Genomic DNA, 15750 nt, shown 5'->3' with positions numbered 1-15750 from the left:
ATGTTTTGTCCTACGCCAATGCAAGCCCTGCTCGACGCCATTGCCACCATGCCACTGCCCCAAGATGCGCAGCGCATCTTTCATGGCCGGGGGGGGCTTTATCCGGGATGTGAACAGTGGACACTGGACGCCTATCCGCCGGTTTGGGTATTGACCAGCTTCCAGCCGGTGGCGGAAGATGTGTTGTCCATACTGGGCAGCGCCTTGCAACAACGCTGGCAGCAATTGACCCCTGAGCAAGCCTTCAATTGGGTATTCCAGTGCCGTGCAGAAGGCCATGCCCACACTCGGCTCATGCGGGGCAGTGTGCCCGAACCCCATATCGTCACAGAAAACGGTAGCCGTTTTCGGGTGCATGTGTTGCGCGGGCAAAACCACGGACTGTTCTTGGACATGGCGGAGGGCCGTCGTTGGGTGCGCCACCATACTGCTTGTCATCCCAAACTCAAAGTCCTCAATCTCTTTGCCTATACCTGTGCTTTTTCCGTGGTAGCCCTGCAAGCAGGGGCCAGCCAAGTCGTCAATGTGGACATGGCGCGGGGCGCTCTGGCGATTGGGCAACACAACCACCAACTCAATGGGCTGGCCGGTGGTGCCAGTTTTCTGGGCCACGATATTTTCAGCTCTTGGGGAAAAATTGGCCGCAATGGCCCGTATGGGTTGGTGATTGTGGACCCGCCCAGCTATCAGAAGGGTAGTTTCATTGCCACCAAGGATTACGCCCGACTCATGCGGCGCTTGCCTGATTTGCTAGCACCGGGCGGTCATGCACTGCTGTGCCTGAATGCGCCCGAACTGGGACTGGCCTTTTTGCAGGAGCAAATGCAAGCATTGGCCCCCACGCTGGCGCTGCAAGAGCAGGTTGCCAATCCGCAGGTGTTTGCCGATGTGTCGCCAGATCGGGCACTGAAGGTTCTGGTATACAAAAATAATAAATAGGTATTTATTTGCATGTTTTAATACCTCTGACCATTGGTACAAGCCCGAACACACTGTGCACCCGATGCACAGTGTTGGGTTAACGGCCTAATCCTTGAAAAATCTGTCGGCCACCTCCTTCCAGAGGGGGTGTGTTTTTCCGCTAGTGGGCCTTCCAGCCCCGGCCCACGACAACAACATCAAGGACACAAGCATGAACAAGCATTTTCTCGCGCTGGCCATCGCTGCCATAGGCACCCCCGCACTGGCACAAAATGCCACCAGCAGCCTTACCCTCTATGGCATTGTGGATGCCGGTGTAATGCACAACAGCAACAATGCGGGCCAAAGCGAAACCCGAATGGCTTCAGGCTACCTGCAAACATCGCGCTTTGGTTTTCGTGGCACCGAAGACCTTGGAGGTGGCCTGCGTGCTTTGTTCACTCTGGAAAGTGGCCTGAATGTCACCACTGGTGCCAGCTCTTCCACCACCACGTTGTTTAACCGACAAGCGTTCATGGGGCTGTCTTCCAGCACTCTGGGGACTCTCACGTTGGGGCGTCAGTACACCCCTGTTTATGATCATTTGATTGCGCTCAGTGGTGCTCCCACCTTTGGTGTGGGCGGTGGTGCGGTCGATGGCATTGCAGCCCCCGGTTCGACGGTGGCACGCTTTGACAATACCCTCGGTGGCACCCGCATCGACAGCTCTTTCAAGTACACCTCACCAGAGTTCTCGGGCTTCAAATTCAACGCCATGTGGCAATCACGCCCCGATGCCAGCAGCGCCAAGACTGGCCAGCTTTCATCGGTAGGCCTGGGCTACAACGCTGGTGCGCTCAGTTCTGGCTTGGGTTATATCGTACGCAAGTGTTCTAGCATCACCACGGGCTGTACCGCTACCACCGATGATGACAAGCTTTGGGCACTTGGGGTGGGCTACGATCTGGGCATGGCTAAGCTCGCTGGTATCTACACCAGCCAGAAGAACGCCAAAAACGTCAAGGACAGCGATGGTGATGTGCTTCACCTGATGGTCAAAATACCCGTGGGCGGTTGGCATCTGGCTGCTGGATACCAGCACCTCAACGATAAATCAGTACGCGATGAAGACGTGCGCCAGTTCAACCTCTCGGCACTGTATTACCTTAGCAAACGCACTTCTGTCTATGGCGCTTACTCCCACCAGAAGGTAGACAACGGTGGCAAGGCCAGCATGGCAGTCACGACGTCGAGCGACAGCAAACAGAATGTGTATGCCGTAGGCATCCGCCACGTGTTTTAACGCCAGAAACAGGCTCCAGCCTGATGGTGGTTGGGATGGAGCTTGAACACAGGGTGCTCTACGGAGAACATTGCGACACCCCTGGGTTTTGAATAGGTGCTGTATTGCCCAAGTGGCGATGCAGCACCTTTTTTGCTCAATGCGTGGGTGGCAAAGAAATATGCGCTCCAATGCGAACGGCCAATAATTGCAGCTTGGGCACATAGCGTTCGGTAATCTCTGTCAGAGACATGGCATTTTTGGGAAAAACCATGTTCAGGGCACCCAGCAGACAACCTGCACTGAGCAACGGCACGGCCACCGCCGCAAAATGCGGCTCTTTGCTCCACTCGCCATCATTGAAAGCAAAGCCGCGGGTGCGGGTCTCCCCCACGATCTGGTGAATATGCCTGCGTTGGCAAGGGTCCACATCCATCTGCGCAGTATTCTCATCCAAGTAGCACAGCAGAGCTTCCAACTCTTCGGCGCTACAGGCCGCCAAATAGGCACGCCCCAGTGCAGTCGATAGCAAGGGCATTCGATCGCCGGGCATGGCATGGTGCTGTGACAACATGCTCCAGCGGTGGGTGGACTCGCGCACAATCATCCAACCCGCCTGCACAGTAGCCAAATCACAAGGCCAGAGCAACTCGCGTACCGCCGACCGTAAAAGCGGTGCGGCTACCTGCGCAATCCAGGCATCATTACAAAAGCCTTCACTGAGCTGGCGCACATCTTGGGTCAAGTGGTATTGACCATCGCGACTCCCCGAGCGCACCAAACCTTCCGCACGCAGGGTTTCCAGCAAACGCTTGGCGGTTGTGCGGTGAATGCCGCACAACCGAGCCAACTCGCTGGTAGATGCAAACCCGCCCGGCATCCGGTTCAGAGCCCGGATCAGCCCTAAACCACGGCTCAGACCCCGAACTTCCTTGTACTGTAAGTCTTTTGCCACCATGGGGATGCCACCAATAAAATACCAAACATAGACTTATTGTATGCAAATAATGATTTTTTGAACACAAAGAAGCTATGCAGGTATTAACGTGCGGGGCTTATGCTGGAATCAGCCGTACCGTATAGCCTTGTCCTGATGCCACCACTGCCAGCAGGCGGTCGATGTTGGGATGTTTGCCAGGATGGGCACGGGCATCGTCGGTGTGTTCGGCAAACAGATCCAGCCCTTGTTGGGCAGCGGCTGCATTGATGCCGCCATGTTGGGCTGCCAAAGCCGCATAAACTGCCAGCGATCCGGCTTTGCCCGGTTTGTTCTCAATGGTGGCGGCCACATGCCCAGTGCTGTCGATCAGCTCTAGGGCGGCCAGATGGGTAATAGAGGGGAGCTGTTGTAAGTGGTCGGCAAAGGCCATGGGGGTTTCTCCAGAAGACAAAGCCGCCGATTGTCCGGCAAACCATTGGCCCTTCTGCACAGCTTTGCGCTGGTCTTGTTACCATAGCCGCCCTGTCTTGTTTCCAAGGAAATTGCATGTCTGGTGGTGGATTTCACGTTCATGGCCCGCACGACCATGAGGTTGAGCATGTCGCCCATCATGGCGGCGATGATTTCACGTCGCGCCTGGCGGTACTGACGGCCATTATTTCAACCATTGGTGCCGTGTTTGGCTATATGGGTGGGCATTCGCAAAATGCCGCGCTGCTGTACAAAAACGAAGCCTCGATTCAAAAAACGGCCGCCTCCAACCAATGGAACTACTACCAAGCCAAAAGCAACAAGCAAAATTTGGCGGAGCTGTCGGTCACCCTGACGTCGGGTGATGCACAAGAAAAATTTCGCCAAGAAGTAGGGCGCTACCAACAAGAGAAAGTGGAGATCAAGGCGGCAGCCGAAAAGTTGGAGCTGGCTGCCGAGACCGCCAACAAAAAGAGCGAGCTAGAGATGCGGGTGCATGAGCGTTGGGCTATGGGTACCACGCTGCTGCAAGTCGCTATTGCGTTGGCCGCTATCGCCCTGCTCACACGCAAGCGGTGGATGTTGCTGGGGGTCTATGGCTCCACTGCACTGGGGTTGGGTGCAGGCATCATGGGTTATCTGCACCTGTGATGTATCTCCGTCTGCGCCAGTGCTTGTGGGCTTGCAGCTTGGGGCTGACGGCCATGGCCGCCCATGCCGACGAACACTGCCGCATCGCTTTTGATGTGGGGTCTTCTGGCATACGGGTGGGGGCGTCCAACAGCCAGCCCACAGCCCGTGTCGACATTGACTACCTCAGCCCCCTTTGGGCTGGGCGTGGGCTGCAAGAGATCATCGCCCCCACCACCACGGCCCTGCGCCAGTTGCCTGTGCAAGCCCAATTGGATTCTGGTTGTCAGCGGGTGGCCGGAGGCTTTTCGGCGTGGCGTCTGGCTTGGAGCCAGTCGGCAGAACAAACCCTATCTGCTTTGCAACAGATCCATACCGGCAGCGGCGTGGCGCTGTTGGTAATCCCCCAAACGGTAGAAGGCAGTTATGGCTACACTGCTGCCCGGCAAAAATTGGGCGCACGCCTGCAAACCAGCCACATTCTGGACATTGGTGGTGGCAGTTTGCAAATTGCTGGGGAACGCAGCACCTATGGTAAAGCCTTGGGGCAAAAATTTTGGCATCGGGTGTTGTGCCAACAGTTGCGCCCCAAGGCCCCACCGGCTTGCACGCTGCAACCCCTGAATGCCACAGAACTGGCCCAAGCGCGTCAACTCTTGCAAGAGCAATTGCATGATCTTGCGGCTGCTTTGCCTGAATCTGTGAGCATGACGGCCATCAGCCGCCCCGTGACACAGGGTGTGCAAACAGCCGTGCAACGGCTGCTGCCCACCACACAGCCACACCACAGCGCCTTGCTCCAACGTACCGATTTGGCCGCGGCCATTGAACAGTTGGCACCTCTGTCCTTAGATGCTACCGTACAGCACACAGGCATTGCGCCACCGTATGCCAATTACCTGCTGTCTGACATGCTGTTGACCGAAGGCTTGTTGCAAGCCACTGCGGGCCAGCACCTGTATATCCAAGAGATCAAGGTGGCCAATGTGCCAGGGCTGCTGGCTGACACACAGGCTTTTGGTTGGGCCAAGCACTATGGCTGCTATTTGCAGCGTTTACAGCAACATGGCCCTGCGGCCTACTTTAGCGATCCGCAAACCTGCACAGCCAACCCCACTGCAATGCAGCCGCCGGCCCTGTCGCCCTCGCAGATTCCTGCTGGAGAGCGCCCCAGCTTCTGAGCATTTCAGCGCCCAGGCGCTGGCAAGGTGAGTTGCGCCGTCTTGGCCACTTGCACACAGTCGCACAGATGTTGTTCACCCAAATAGCGCAAAGTGGCGTAACCCAATGCGGCAGACAGCGCCTGACCAGCCAATGGCACATACTTCGCCAGTTGTTTGCTGCCCATGCGAATACCCACGGTTTGGGCCAACTTGAGCACCAAATCTTGGGTCACGAGTTTGCCAATGAGCGCCGAGCCAACCATTGCCACGGCCTTTTGTACCTGCTCACGTTGGTGGGGATCTAGCCGTGCAATTTGCTCTGGCAGCAGGCCAAACTCGGCATTGATTTGCGGCAGCAGGCGCGATAGCAGGGCCGCATCCACAGCCCAATCCAATCCAGGAACAGGCACACTGCTAGCTACTGCTGCCATCAAAGCGCGCCGATGCAATAACCGCCGACTGCGTTGCACCGCCGCCTGCAAGGCCGGATCGGCTCCAGCAAGCGTTTGGGCGCTGGGCAATGTATTTCTCATGCCCGTTAGTCCTTTTTCTTTATCAGGCCATAAATCACCAACAAGGTGATCGCACCCAACACCGAAGCGATCCAGCCTGCTGCTTGACCAGGCCGGTACCAGCCCAACCAATTGCCGACTGCCGTTGCTACAAACGAGCCAGCCACCCCCAACACCGCCGTCATGATCCAACCCAATTTGTCATCGCCAGGCTTGAGCGCCCTGGCCAATAACCCCACGATCAAACCCACGAACAGCGTTCCAATCAACGAAAACATACAGCACCTCCTGCAACATGAAATGAACCATTAACAAGGGATAGTACGGCCTTGCCAGAAAGACCTTTTTTCCATTCACGATGTGATACACCAGCGTGTGCCCCGGTTCCCGATTTGCGGCTAAGCTTGCGCCCCTTGTCGGATTCAAAAAACAACATGCCCAAAATCTCTCCCGAACAATTGGCCCGCGAATGGGGTCGGTTGTTGGCTGTGGTGCCCAATGGGGTGCATGAACGCATCTATTTACAGGCGCAAACCCACCAAGTGGCTCTGGCGAGCTATTTTTATGAGCAAATGCTCGGAGATGCGGTGGTATCGCAGTTTCTCTCCCATGAGCAAGTGCAGGAGCGCCTGCATGGTTCTATGCAGCGGTGGATCACTACCGTATTTTCTGCACGCAGCGATACCGACCTGCTGCCGATTGTGGCGCAGCAAATTCATATTGGCGAAGTGCATGCCCGTATTGGCATTCCAGTGCATTTGGTGCTGCGGGGTGCCCGATGCCTCAAAGAGCGATTTGTCGATCTGCTCCATGCAGACCCAGAATTGCAAGGTGAACAAGCACACATAGCTACCCGGCTGGCGGTGGGGGTGATTGACACGGCCATGGAGATCATGAGTCAGACCTACTCCTCGGCCAACGACCGCAACTCGCGTGCCGAAGAAGCCTACCGTCTGTTTTCGGTGTCGCAGCATGTAGGCTCTGAACGCGAGCGCCAGCGTGCCGCCTTGTTGGCCTGGGAAAACCAGTTGATGTTCGATCAGGCGGTGGGGGCTGATGCTGCCCAACTCCCCCGATTAGGCTCTTCAGAGTTTGGCCTGTGGTTTCGCCACAAGGGGGCACATGCCTTTCATGGCTCCACAGAAGCCACAATGATTTTGGATGCCATAGATCGGGTAGACGAGGTGCTACTGCCCATGTTTGCCTTGGCACCCGCCTCCTTGCAAGCAAACCGGGTACTGTGTCTGCGCGAATTGCGCGATGCCACCAAGAGCATTGCCTACCATCTGGACTGTTTGTTTGCACAAAACAACGAGTTAGAGGCGGGCCGTGATGTACTCACCCGCTTGCTCAACCGCAAGTTTTTGCCCGTGGTGTTGAGTAAAGAAATTAATTTCTCTCGCCAGCGCAAGAGCAGTTTTGCCTTGCTGGCGATTGATATTGACCATTTCAAACAGGTCAATGATCGGTATGGGCATGAAGCCGGAGATATGGTGCTACAGCAGATGGCAGCCATACTGACCAACAGCAGCCGTGGTGGAGATTACATCTTCCGCATGGGGGGCGAGGAGTTTTTAGTCTTGCTGGTAGATACCAAACTGGGCGACGCCATAAAAATGGCCGAGAAGCTGCGCAAGCTGATCGAGCGCGAGGCGTTTCGTCTACCGCAAGACCATACCCTGCACCTGACCATCAGTGTGGGCGTGGCTGCCCACAATGGGCACCCCGATTACCAGCGTGTCTTGCGCCAAGCCGATGATGCTTTGTACCGTGCCAAAAACAGTGGCCGTAACCGCGTGATCCAAGGAGAAGATTGAACCAACTGGCCCCGCCCTTGGCCTGCACTATGGGGCGGGCCACACCATCGGGTGGTGTGGTTCAGTAAGTCTTGGCGCCTTCGTCAATGCCAGCCACCCGGCGGGCACCATTGAAACGCTTGGCCCAGTAGCTCTCGCGCATGTCTTCTACACGCACTTCGGAGCCACTGCGGGGCGAATGGATGAACTTGCCATTGCCTACATAGATGCCCACATGGCTGAAGGCACGGCGCATCGTGTTAAAAAACACCAAATCGCCAGGCTTGAGCTCTTTTTTGTCGATGACTTGGGTGGAGGCTGCCTGATCGCTGGCCCGGCGCGGCAACAGCATGCCAACGGTTTGTTGGTACATCGCCCGAACAAAGCCACTGCAATCAAAGCCAGTTTCTGCGCTGCTGCCACCACGGCGGTAGGGCAAGCCCAAAAAACCCATGGAGGTGATCACCAAATCGGCAGTGCTATCGGCCACCTGGTGTGCGGTCTGGCTCACGTTTTGCCCGACTGCGGAGAGTTTGCTCTGGGCTTTTTCTGCCACGTTGTGTTGGATTTCAACGAGTTGGTTGAGCAGGCTTTTGTCGTTCAAAACCTGTACTGCGTCGTCGGCGGGTGCTGCACCAGGGGCCGCATGGGCGCTGGCGCAAGCAATCAACAGGATGCAAAACCATTTAGACATGGGCGCGAAGGGTAACACGGTCAAGGCCAGCCCAAAACCAGAAAAACCTGTCATTGCACTCACTTTTGCCATGCTTGCCTGTGCAGACCCGGTACGCGGGCCGGTTAATCCGGTGTAGTCTTGTCACTATGACTGCTGAAATTACCCCCTCTTCTGCTATGGCAGTGGCCGAGTCTGCCCCAGTGGTAGTGCCCGTCTCTCAATTGGCGGTGCGCCGTGTGGCCATTGATACTTGGCGTGAAAACGTTGCCTATCTGCACCGCGATTGCGCCGTCTACCGCGCGGAGGGCTTTCAAGCCCTGTCCAAAATCGAGGTGCGCAGCAATGGGCGGCGCATTCTGGCTACGGTCAATGTGGTCGATGATTTGTCGATTGTGGGCTGCCAAGAGTTGGGCTTATCGGAAGATGCCTTTGCCCAACTGGGGGTGTCTGATGGTCATACCGTTACGGTGTCTCAGGCAGAACCGCCCGAATCCATGGGGGCACTGTTCCGAAAAATTGCCGGTGAACGGCTAGCGCGCGAGGATTTTCATGCCATCGTGCGCGACATTGCCCGACATCGCTACTCCAAGATCGAACTGACGGCCTTTGTGGTGGCTTGCAACCGCGATGAACTCGACCGAGAAGAAGTGTTCTTTCTGTCTGATGCAATGGTGGCTACGGGCCAGCGGCTGGATTGGCATGAGCCCAGGGTGGTAGACAAGCACTGTATTGGCGGCATTCCGGGCAACCGCACCTCTATGCTGATTGTGCCCATTGTGGCCGCACATGGCATGTTGTGTCCCAAAACGTCTTCACGCGCTATCACTTCGCCTGCAGGCACGGCAGACACCATGGAGGTGCTGGCCAATGTGGAACTGCCCTTAGAGCAACTGGCCGACATCGTGCGCGACCATCGCGGTTGTTTGGCTTGGGGGGGCACAGCCCAACTCTCGCCAGCCGATGATGTGTTGATTTCGGTGGAGCGCCCATTGTCGATTGATTCGCCAGGGCAGATGGTGGCATCTATCTTGTCGAAAAAGATTGCGGCGGGTTCCACCCATCTGGTGTTGGATATCCCGATTGGCCCCACGGCCAAGGTGCGCTCCATGCCCGAGGCCCAGCGCCTGCGCCGTTTGTTTGAGTATGTGGCGCGGCGCTTGCAGTTGTCGCTGGATGTGGTGATTACGGATGGCCGCCAGCCAGTGGGCAGCGGTATTGGCCCAGTGCTGGAAGCGCGTGATGTGATGCGGGTGCTCGAAAACGACCCAAGAGCCCCCAATGATCTGCGACAAAAAGCCCTGCGCTTGGCCGGGCGCTTGATTGAGTGCGATCCAGACATTCGCGGTGGTGATGGCTATGCCATTGCCCGCGATATTCTGGACTCAGGCCGTGCGTTGGCACGGATGCGTGACATCATCGCCGCCCAAGGCGGTAAAGACTTTGACCACAACCACCCCCCCTTGGGGCCGCTGAGTTTTGAGGTGCTTGCGCCCGCCAGTGGGGTGGTGGCGGGTATCGACAATTTGCAAATTGCCCGCATTGCCCGTTTGGCGGGTGCGCCCAAAGTGCAAAGGGCGGGTGTTGACCTGCTGTGCAAGTTGGGCGATGCCGTGACCGCAGGGGACGTGTTGTACCGTGTCTATGCGGGCTATGCCGCCGACTTGGAGTTTGCCCGTCAAGCCAGCAGCCGGGCCAGTGCCTACCGCATTGGTACGGCAGACGATTTGCCCCGTGTCTTTGTGGAGTTTTGAGCACTATGACTGCATTGCACAGCCCCACCACCTGTTTGCTGTTCTTCGCCGATGAGCAGGCCAGCGCCGAGCGGCTGGCCCGTGCCACTGGCTTGCAAGCAAGGCCTATTGCACGCCACCGCTTCCCGGATGGGGAGCTCAAATTGACACTGCCAGTCGATGCCCAAGGCTTGTTGCCGCCACGGGTGGTGTTGCTGCGTGGCCTGCACCAACCCAATGACAAACTGGTGGAGTTGCTGTTGGCGGCCCAGACGGCCCGCCGTCTGGGCGTGCAGCACCTGACGCTGGTCGCCCCCTATTTGGCCTATATGCGCCAAGACATCGCTTTTCACCCCGGCGAGGCCGTGAGCCAGCGTGTGGTGGGAGATTTTCTGGCAGGCCTGTTTGATGCTGTGCTGACCGTGGACCCACACCTACACCGGGTGGCTACCTTGCACGAAGCGGTACCCGCCATGCAAACGGTCGTGGTCAGTGGTGCGCCCCTGTTGGCCGATTGGATCGTCCAACAGCGTGCGGGTGCCTTGTTGATGGGGCCCGATGGCGAATCAGCACAATGGGTGGCCCAAGCAGCGGCCCGCCACAACCTAGACCATGCGGTTTGTACCAAGGAGCGCCATGGCGACCGACAGGTCAGCATTGTCTTGCCGCCTGTGCCAGTGCAAGGGCGGGCAGTTGTGTTGCTGGACGATATGGCTAGCACTGGGCATACACTGATCCAAGCCACAGCACTGCTGCGGGCCGCTGGTGCCACTTCAGTGGACGTGGCTGTGACCCATGCCTTGTTGGATGCGGCTGCATTGCAAGCCCTGCACGATGCCGGAGTTGAGCACTTCTGGAGCACAGATGCCGTGCTACACCCCAGCAATTGTGTTGCGCTGGCACCTGCGTTGAGCGATGCCTTGCAAACGCTACAGCCTTAGCGGGCGCTGCGACAATCTGCCCCTGTATTGAACTCAAGAAAGACCTCTCCATGCTGCTGGACGCTGCTGAATCCCAACTCGTGCTGGTGGACTACCAGACCCGTCTGATGCCTGCCATCCACGAAGGCCCAGTGGTGCTGGCCAATGCGGTGCGTCTGGCGACGATGGCACAGATGTTGGACGTGCCTGTTTGGGGCACGGAGCAAAACCCTGATCGCCTTGGCCCCAACGATGCGGCCTTGCGGGCGCTGTGCCGCAAGACTTTAAACAAAATGCACTTCAGTGCAGTGCCCGATGGCTTGGCCGATTGGTTGCGACCTCCCGTCAAACCCCAAGGCGGCAATGCGCGCAGCCTGCCCAAACACCTGCAAAAACCAGCGCAACCGGCGGCGCCCGAGCGCCCCAGCATTGTGATTGCAGGCTGTGAGGCCCATGTCTGCCTCTTGCAAACGGCCTTAGAGCTCTTGGCCGAAGACTTCGAGGTGTGGGTCGTGACCGATGCGTGCAGCTCGCGCACTGAACGCAACCGCGATGCGGCCTTTGACCGCTTGGCCGGGGCGGGTGCTGAATTGGTCACCACGGAGATGGTGGCTTTTGAATGGTTGGGTAGTTGTGAGCACCCTGCCTTCAAAGACATGTTGGCTTTGATCAAATAAAAAATCTGAAAAATGCCTGTGGCACACTCGCCCGCTTTTTGATGGCTGCCGCAAGGCTCACTGTTCTTAGCAATGCAAAAAATCATCGGGCAAATTGCCACAGAAATCCGGGTGACGGCCCAGCAGGTGCAAACAGCCGTGGAGCTGCTCGACAGCGGCGCAACGGTGCCGTTTATCGCTCGCTATCGCAAAGAGGCTACGCAAGGGCTGGATGATATCCAGCTGCGCGAGATCGAAGCCCGTCTGTCTTATCTGCGCGAGTTGGAAGACCGACGCCTGACTGTGCTCAAGGCGATTGATGAACAGGGCAAGCTCACCGATGTTCTGCGCGCGGCCATTGCCGCAGCCCCAACCAAGCAGGAGCTGGAAGACCTCTACCTGCCGTTCAAACAAAAGCGCCGCACCAAGGGCCAAATGGCCAAAGAAGCCGGCATTGAACCACTGGCCGACCAACTGCTGGCCGATCCGACACTGAATCCTGCCCAAGAGGCGCTGGCCTTTTTGCGTCCGGCGCAAACCTTGGACGATGGCAAGCCTGGCCCGGACTTTTCTACCGTGCCTGCGGTGTTGGATGGCGTGCGCGATATTTTGTCGGAGCGTTGGGCCGAAGATGCCGTACTGGTGCAATCGCTGCGCGAGTGGTTATGGGCCGAAGGCTTGCTGCGCAGCAAAAAAGTAGATGGCAAGATCGAATCCGATCCTGAAGTAGCCAAGTTTCGCGATTATTTTGACTACGACGAGCCCATAGGCCGCGTGCCGTCCCACCGGACGCTGGCGGTGTTTCGGGGCCGGACACTGGAGATATTGGATGCCAAACTGGTGCAGCCCATAGAACCCGAACCCGGTCACCCCAGTTTGGCCGAAGGCAAAATAGCCGTCCATTTGCGCTGGAGCCATGCGGGCCGTGCCGCCGACGATCTGATCCGCAAATGCGTGGCGTGGGCCTGGCGCGTCAAACTCAGCTTGTCTACCGAACGCGATTTGTTCTCGCGTTTGCGCGAAGAAGCCGAAAAAGTCGCCATCAAAGTGTTTGCCGACAATCTACGCGATTTGCTGCTGGCGGCCCCAGCAGGGCCACGGGTGGTGATGGGGTTAGACCCCGGTATCCGCACCGGCGTGAAAGTGGCTGTGGTAGATGCCACCGGCAAGCTGGTCGATACCCACACTGTGTACCCCCACGAGCCTCGCAAGGATTGGGATGGTGCCCTGCACACCCTGTCCCAGCTCTGCCGTAAGCATGGTGTGCAACTGATTGCCATTGGCAATGGCACCGCCAGCCGCGAGACCGACAAGCTGGCTGCCGATCTCATCAAGTTGCTGGAAAAGGCCAGTCCGTCCCTTACTGGTGTGCAAAAGATAGTGGTCAGTGAGGCCGGGGCTTCGGTCTATTCCGCCAGCGAATACGCCAGCCAAGAGATGCCCGAGGTCGATGTCAGCTTGCGTGGTGCGGCCAGTATTGCCCGTCGCTTGCAAGACCCACTGGCCGAACTGGTCAAAATCGACCCCAAAAGCATTGGCGTTGGTCAATACCAGCACGATGTGAACCAGAGCGAGTTGGCCCGCACGTTGGGCACCGTGGTGGAGGACTGTGTCAATTCGGTGGGCGTCGATCTCAATACTGCCAGCGTGCCGTTGTTGTCGCGGGTGTCGGGGCTATCGCCTAGCGTAGCCAAAGCCGTGGTGCGTTGGCGCGAAGCCCACGGGGCTTTCCGCAACCGCAAACAACTGCTCGAAGTGACAGGGTTGGGGCCCAAAACCTTTGAACAAGCGGCCGGGTTTTTGCGCATCCGGGGGGGCGACAACCCGCTGGACATGACCAGCGTCCACCCCGAAACCTACCCGGTGGTGCAAGCCATCATCGCCCACACAGGCAAACCTGTGGCCGAATTGATGGGCCGTGCTGAGATGCTCAAAACATTGCGCCCAGAGCTGTTTGCCAATCCACAGTTTGGTGTCATTACCGTCAAAGATATTTTGAGTGAGCTAGAAAAGCCAGGCCGCGACCCGCGTCCAGACTTTAAGGTGGCGCGTTTTAACGAAGGCGTAGAAGACATCAAAGACCTGCGCGAAGGCATGGTGCTCGAAGGTACGGTGAGCAATGTGGCCCAGTTTGGTGCTTTTGTCGATTTGGGGGTACACCAAGACGGTTTGGTGCATGTGAGCCAGTTAGCGCACAAGTTTGTCAGTGATGCCCGTGAGGTGGTCAAGACCGGCGATATCGTCAAGGTCAAGGTGCTTGAAGTGGATGTAGAGCGCAAACGCATCAGCCTGAGCATGAAACTCGATGCCGCCCCGGCCCGCCGCGATGGCGCACGAGACCATCGCTTTGCGCCCGCTGGCCGCCAACAGCAGGCAGCCCGTGGCCGGGATACTGCAACAGCGCCCCCCTCGGCAATGGCTTCTGCCTTTGCCAAATTGCAGCAACGCAAGGGCCACTGACCACCTATGGACTTGCACGCCCTGCTGGAGATGTCCCCGGCGCTGCCCAGCCTGCCGCGCGCCGTAGCCTTGCTGATGACGGAGTTGGCGCAAGATGAACCCAATCTGCGCCGCCTCAATCAACTGTTTGGCACCGATCCGGCCCTGGCTGCCCGCCTGTTGGCGCTGGCGAATGGGGCAGATTTTGGCCTGTCAGGGCAGTTGGCGGGCATTTCCGAGGCGCTGGCGCTGCTAGAGGTGGCTCATCTGCGGGCCTTGGTGCAAACAGCACCCTTAGGAACCACTTCGCGCTCGGTGCCGGGCATGAATTTGCAACACTTCTGGCGCTACAGTCGCAACACGGCCAAACTGGCCCGCTCTTTGGCGGGCACTGTGCAGCAAAACCAGATAGCCGCCTACACGGCGGGCTTATTGCACGCATTGGGTGAGCTGCTCATCCATTGGGGGCACCCCGACAGAATGCCATCCATCAATGCCTTGCTACCGCCGCTAGACATTCGGCGCAGCAAACTGGAGCTGCGGCTGTTGGGGTATTGTTATGGCGATGTGAGTGCCGCATTGGCGCGGCGCTGGCAACTGCCACAGGTGGTCATTGACGCCATCAATTACCAAGATGCCCCTTTTGACAACCAAGCCTATGAGCCCTTGGCCGGGGTCATTCATTTGGCTGCTTGGCGTGCCCGCGCCCGCGAAGCAGGCATGAACGACAAAGAATTGGCCGTCAGTTTTCCGGCCGAAGTAGGGTTGGCCTTGGGGTTGGATATCGACATGGTGTTGCAGCAAGACCCTATCGACTGGTATGCCCGCCCGGATGCCGACGACTAACCCGCTTAGGTCAACCCGTGTTTTAGGCGTAGGTGTTCACTTGGGTACCTAAAGAGCCCGATGTCGCCAAGGGGGGCACTTGGGGCAATGCCTGAAGCAGCGTTGCTGCCGCAGACTCCTGCATGTCCATGCTCTTTTTGAGCACCGTCGTGCTCACTTCCTGCGCCGTTTTGGCCTGATTCATGGCCGTGGCCGTGTTGATGATCTGGTTGGTGAGAGAGACATCCATCGTAAAACTCCAGCAGTAAATTAAGAGGACAATATTTGTCCAGTGTAGTTCCGTACTGACAGCCCTGCCAGTCAAAGACCGCGTGCCGATGGGGGCTGTCTGGGCTGGTGCCTGCACACTACAGGCCCAGTGGTGACGCCGATGGCTTGGGGCACAATCGGCGCTGCTCCCCGCTCCAGTTTCATACCTGTGCCCACCTCTGCTTCCATCGCCCCTACCCATTGGGTCATTTGCCTGTGTGCCGCTTGGTGTCGCACCTGCGATGCCTATGTCGATGTTTTTAACGCCGCCGCAGTGCAACACCCGCACATGCGCTTTGTCTGGGTAGATGTCGAGGACGAAGCAGACTTGCTTGGTGACTTGGACATTGAAACCTTTCCGACCCTGTTGTTGGCCAACACCACACAGGTGTGTTTTTTGGGGCCATTGCCCCCACAGGCCGGGGTGCTGGCCCGTATGTTGGCCAGCATTCCTGCGCCCGCCTGTATCGATCCCCAAGCACAACTGCTGTTTGAGCGTCTGCGTGCAGCCCACCCATAACGGCAGAATGTTGCTGATTG

17 protein-coding genes are annotated in these 15750 nt (G+C 57.7%); 11 read left to right on the top strand and 6 right to left on the bottom strand.

The features are described 5' to 3' along the window. Nucleotides 1-18 precede the first annotated feature (18 nt). Nucleotides 19-939 carry a class I SAM-dependent methyltransferase gene (locus ACFO6X_RS05465; RefSeq protein WP_382430852.1) on the top strand — a complete coding sequence of 307 codons (921 nt, stop codon included), beginning with the start codon at nucleotides 19-21 and terminating at the stop codon, nucleotides 937-939. A 193-nt stretch (nucleotides 940-1132) separates the two neighbouring features. Beyond that, nucleotides 1133-2203, top strand: a complete 1071-nt coding sequence (locus ACFO6X_RS05460; RefSeq protein ID WP_382430850.1) for a porin — start codon at nucleotides 1133-1135, stop codon at nucleotides 2201-2203. Between the two features lie 136 nt (nucleotides 2204-2339). Here the strand turns inward: ACFO6X_RS05460 and ACFO6X_RS05455 are convergent, their stop codons facing one another. Both ACFO6X_RS05455 and ACFO6X_RS05450 read right to left on the bottom strand, forming a co-directional pair. Then, nucleotides 2340-3140: a DNA-binding transcriptional regulator gene (locus tag ACFO6X_RS05455; RefSeq protein ID WP_382430848.1), complete on the bottom strand. Its 801-nt coding sequence runs from the start codon at nucleotides 3138-3140 to the stop codon at nucleotides 2340-2342. A gap of 97 nt (nucleotides 3141-3237) precedes the next feature. After that, nucleotides 3238-3552 (bottom strand): DUF2322 family protein, encoded by a 315-nt coding sequence (locus ACFO6X_RS05450; protein ID WP_382430846.1) that lies wholly within the window; start codon nucleotides 3550-3552, stop codon nucleotides 3238-3240. Between the two features lie 116 nt (nucleotides 3553-3668). Between ACFO6X_RS05450 and ACFO6X_RS05445 the strand changes: the two genes are divergently transcribed. Beyond that, nucleotides 3669-4244, top strand: coding sequence for a DUF4337 domain-containing protein (locus ACFO6X_RS05445; protein ID WP_382430844.1), 576 nt, complete (start codon nucleotides 3669-3671; stop codon nucleotides 4242-4244). Beyond that, on the top strand, nucleotides 4244-5404 hold the full coding sequence (locus tag ACFO6X_RS05440) for a hypothetical protein (protein WP_382430842.1): 1161 nt from the start codon (nucleotides 4244-4246) through the stop codon (nucleotides 5402-5404). Before ACFO6X_RS05445 ends, ACFO6X_RS05440 begins: the two co-directional genes overlap by 1 nt. A gap of 5 nt (nucleotides 5405-5409) precedes the next feature. Here the strand turns inward: ACFO6X_RS05440 and ACFO6X_RS05435 are convergent, their stop codons facing one another. Beyond that, complete coding sequence (locus tag ACFO6X_RS05435; RefSeq protein ID WP_382430840.1) at nucleotides 5410-5919, bottom strand: hypothetical protein; 510 nt, start codon at nucleotides 5917-5919, stop codon at nucleotides 5410-5412. A gap of 5 nt (nucleotides 5920-5924) precedes the next feature. Further along, a complete protein-coding gene (locus tag ACFO6X_RS05430; protein ID WP_382430838.1) occupies nucleotides 5925-6176 on the bottom strand; it encodes a GlsB/YeaQ/YmgE family stress response membrane protein in 252 nt (83 codons plus the stop codon). A 156-nt stretch (nucleotides 6177-6332) separates the two neighbouring features. Between ACFO6X_RS05430 and ACFO6X_RS05425 the strand changes: the two genes are divergently transcribed. Beyond that, the gene (locus ACFO6X_RS05425) at nucleotides 6333-7715 is read left to right on the top strand and encodes a diguanylate cyclase (protein WP_382430836.1); all 1383 of its coding nucleotides are present in this window, start codon (nucleotides 6333-6335) and stop codon (nucleotides 7713-7715) included. A 61-nt stretch (nucleotides 7716-7776) separates the two neighbouring features. Here ACFO6X_RS05425 and ACFO6X_RS05420 read toward each other — a convergent pair whose 3' ends face one another. After that, nucleotides 7777-8388, bottom strand: a complete 612-nt coding sequence (locus tag ACFO6X_RS05420; RefSeq protein WP_382430834.1) for a C40 family peptidase — start codon at nucleotides 8386-8388, stop codon at nucleotides 7777-7779. A gap of 158 nt (nucleotides 8389-8546) precedes the next feature. On the opposite strand from ACFO6X_RS05420, the gene ACFO6X_RS05415 reads away from it, so the two are divergent. The 5 genes from ACFO6X_RS05415 (at nucleotide 8547) to ACFO6X_RS05395 (ending at nucleotide 14961) form a co-directional block, all read left to right on the top strand. After that, the gene (locus tag ACFO6X_RS05415; protein WP_382431254.1) at nucleotides 8547-10121 is read left to right on the top strand and encodes a thymidine phosphorylase family protein; all 1575 of its coding nucleotides are present in this window, start codon (nucleotides 8547-8549) and stop codon (nucleotides 10119-10121) included. 5 nt (nucleotides 10122-10126) lie between these two features. Then, nucleotides 10127-11041 carry a ribose-phosphate diphosphokinase gene (locus ACFO6X_RS05410; RefSeq protein WP_382430832.1) on the top strand — a complete coding sequence of 305 codons (915 nt, stop codon included), beginning with the start codon at nucleotides 10127-10129 and terminating at the stop codon, nucleotides 11039-11041. 50 nt (nucleotides 11042-11091) lie between these two features. Beyond that, nucleotides 11092-11697 (top strand): isochorismatase family protein, encoded by a 606-nt coding sequence (locus tag ACFO6X_RS05405; RefSeq protein WP_382430830.1) that lies wholly within the window; start codon nucleotides 11092-11094, stop codon nucleotides 11695-11697. 72 nt (nucleotides 11698-11769) lie between these two features. Continuing rightward, on the top strand, nucleotides 11770-14136 hold the full coding sequence (locus ACFO6X_RS05400) for a Tex family protein (protein WP_382430828.1): 2367 nt from the start codon (nucleotides 11770-11772) through the stop codon (nucleotides 14134-14136). 6 nt (nucleotides 14137-14142) lie between these two features. Then, nucleotides 14143-14961, top strand: coding sequence for an HDOD domain-containing protein (locus ACFO6X_RS05395; RefSeq protein WP_382430827.1), 819 nt, complete (start codon nucleotides 14143-14145; stop codon nucleotides 14959-14961). A gap of 22 nt (nucleotides 14962-14983) precedes the next feature. On the opposite strand, the gene ACFO6X_RS05390 is transcribed toward ACFO6X_RS05395, so the two are convergent. Further along, complete coding sequence (locus tag ACFO6X_RS05390; RefSeq protein ID WP_382430825.1) at nucleotides 14984-15190, bottom strand: YjfB family protein; 207 nt, start codon at nucleotides 15188-15190, stop codon at nucleotides 14984-14986. 189 nt (nucleotides 15191-15379) lie between these two features. Here ACFO6X_RS05390 and ACFO6X_RS05385 point away from each other — a divergent pair, with 189 nt between their 5' ends. Then, nucleotides 15380-15730 (top strand): thioredoxin family protein, encoded by a 351-nt coding sequence (locus ACFO6X_RS05385; protein ID WP_382430823.1) that lies wholly within the window; start codon nucleotides 15380-15382, stop codon nucleotides 15728-15730. The last annotated feature ends 20 nt before the right edge of the window (nucleotides 15731-15750 follow it).

The sequence above is a fragment of the Giesbergeria sinuosa genome (genome assembly GCF_042652905.1).
In the GTDB taxonomy this organism is placed as follows: Bacteria; Pseudomonadota; Gammaproteobacteria; order Burkholderiales; family Burkholderiaceae_C; genus Simplicispira; species Simplicispira sinuosa.
Note: the sequence above shows the minus strand (reverse complement) of the source record. Positions and strands in the feature narration are given on the sequence as shown.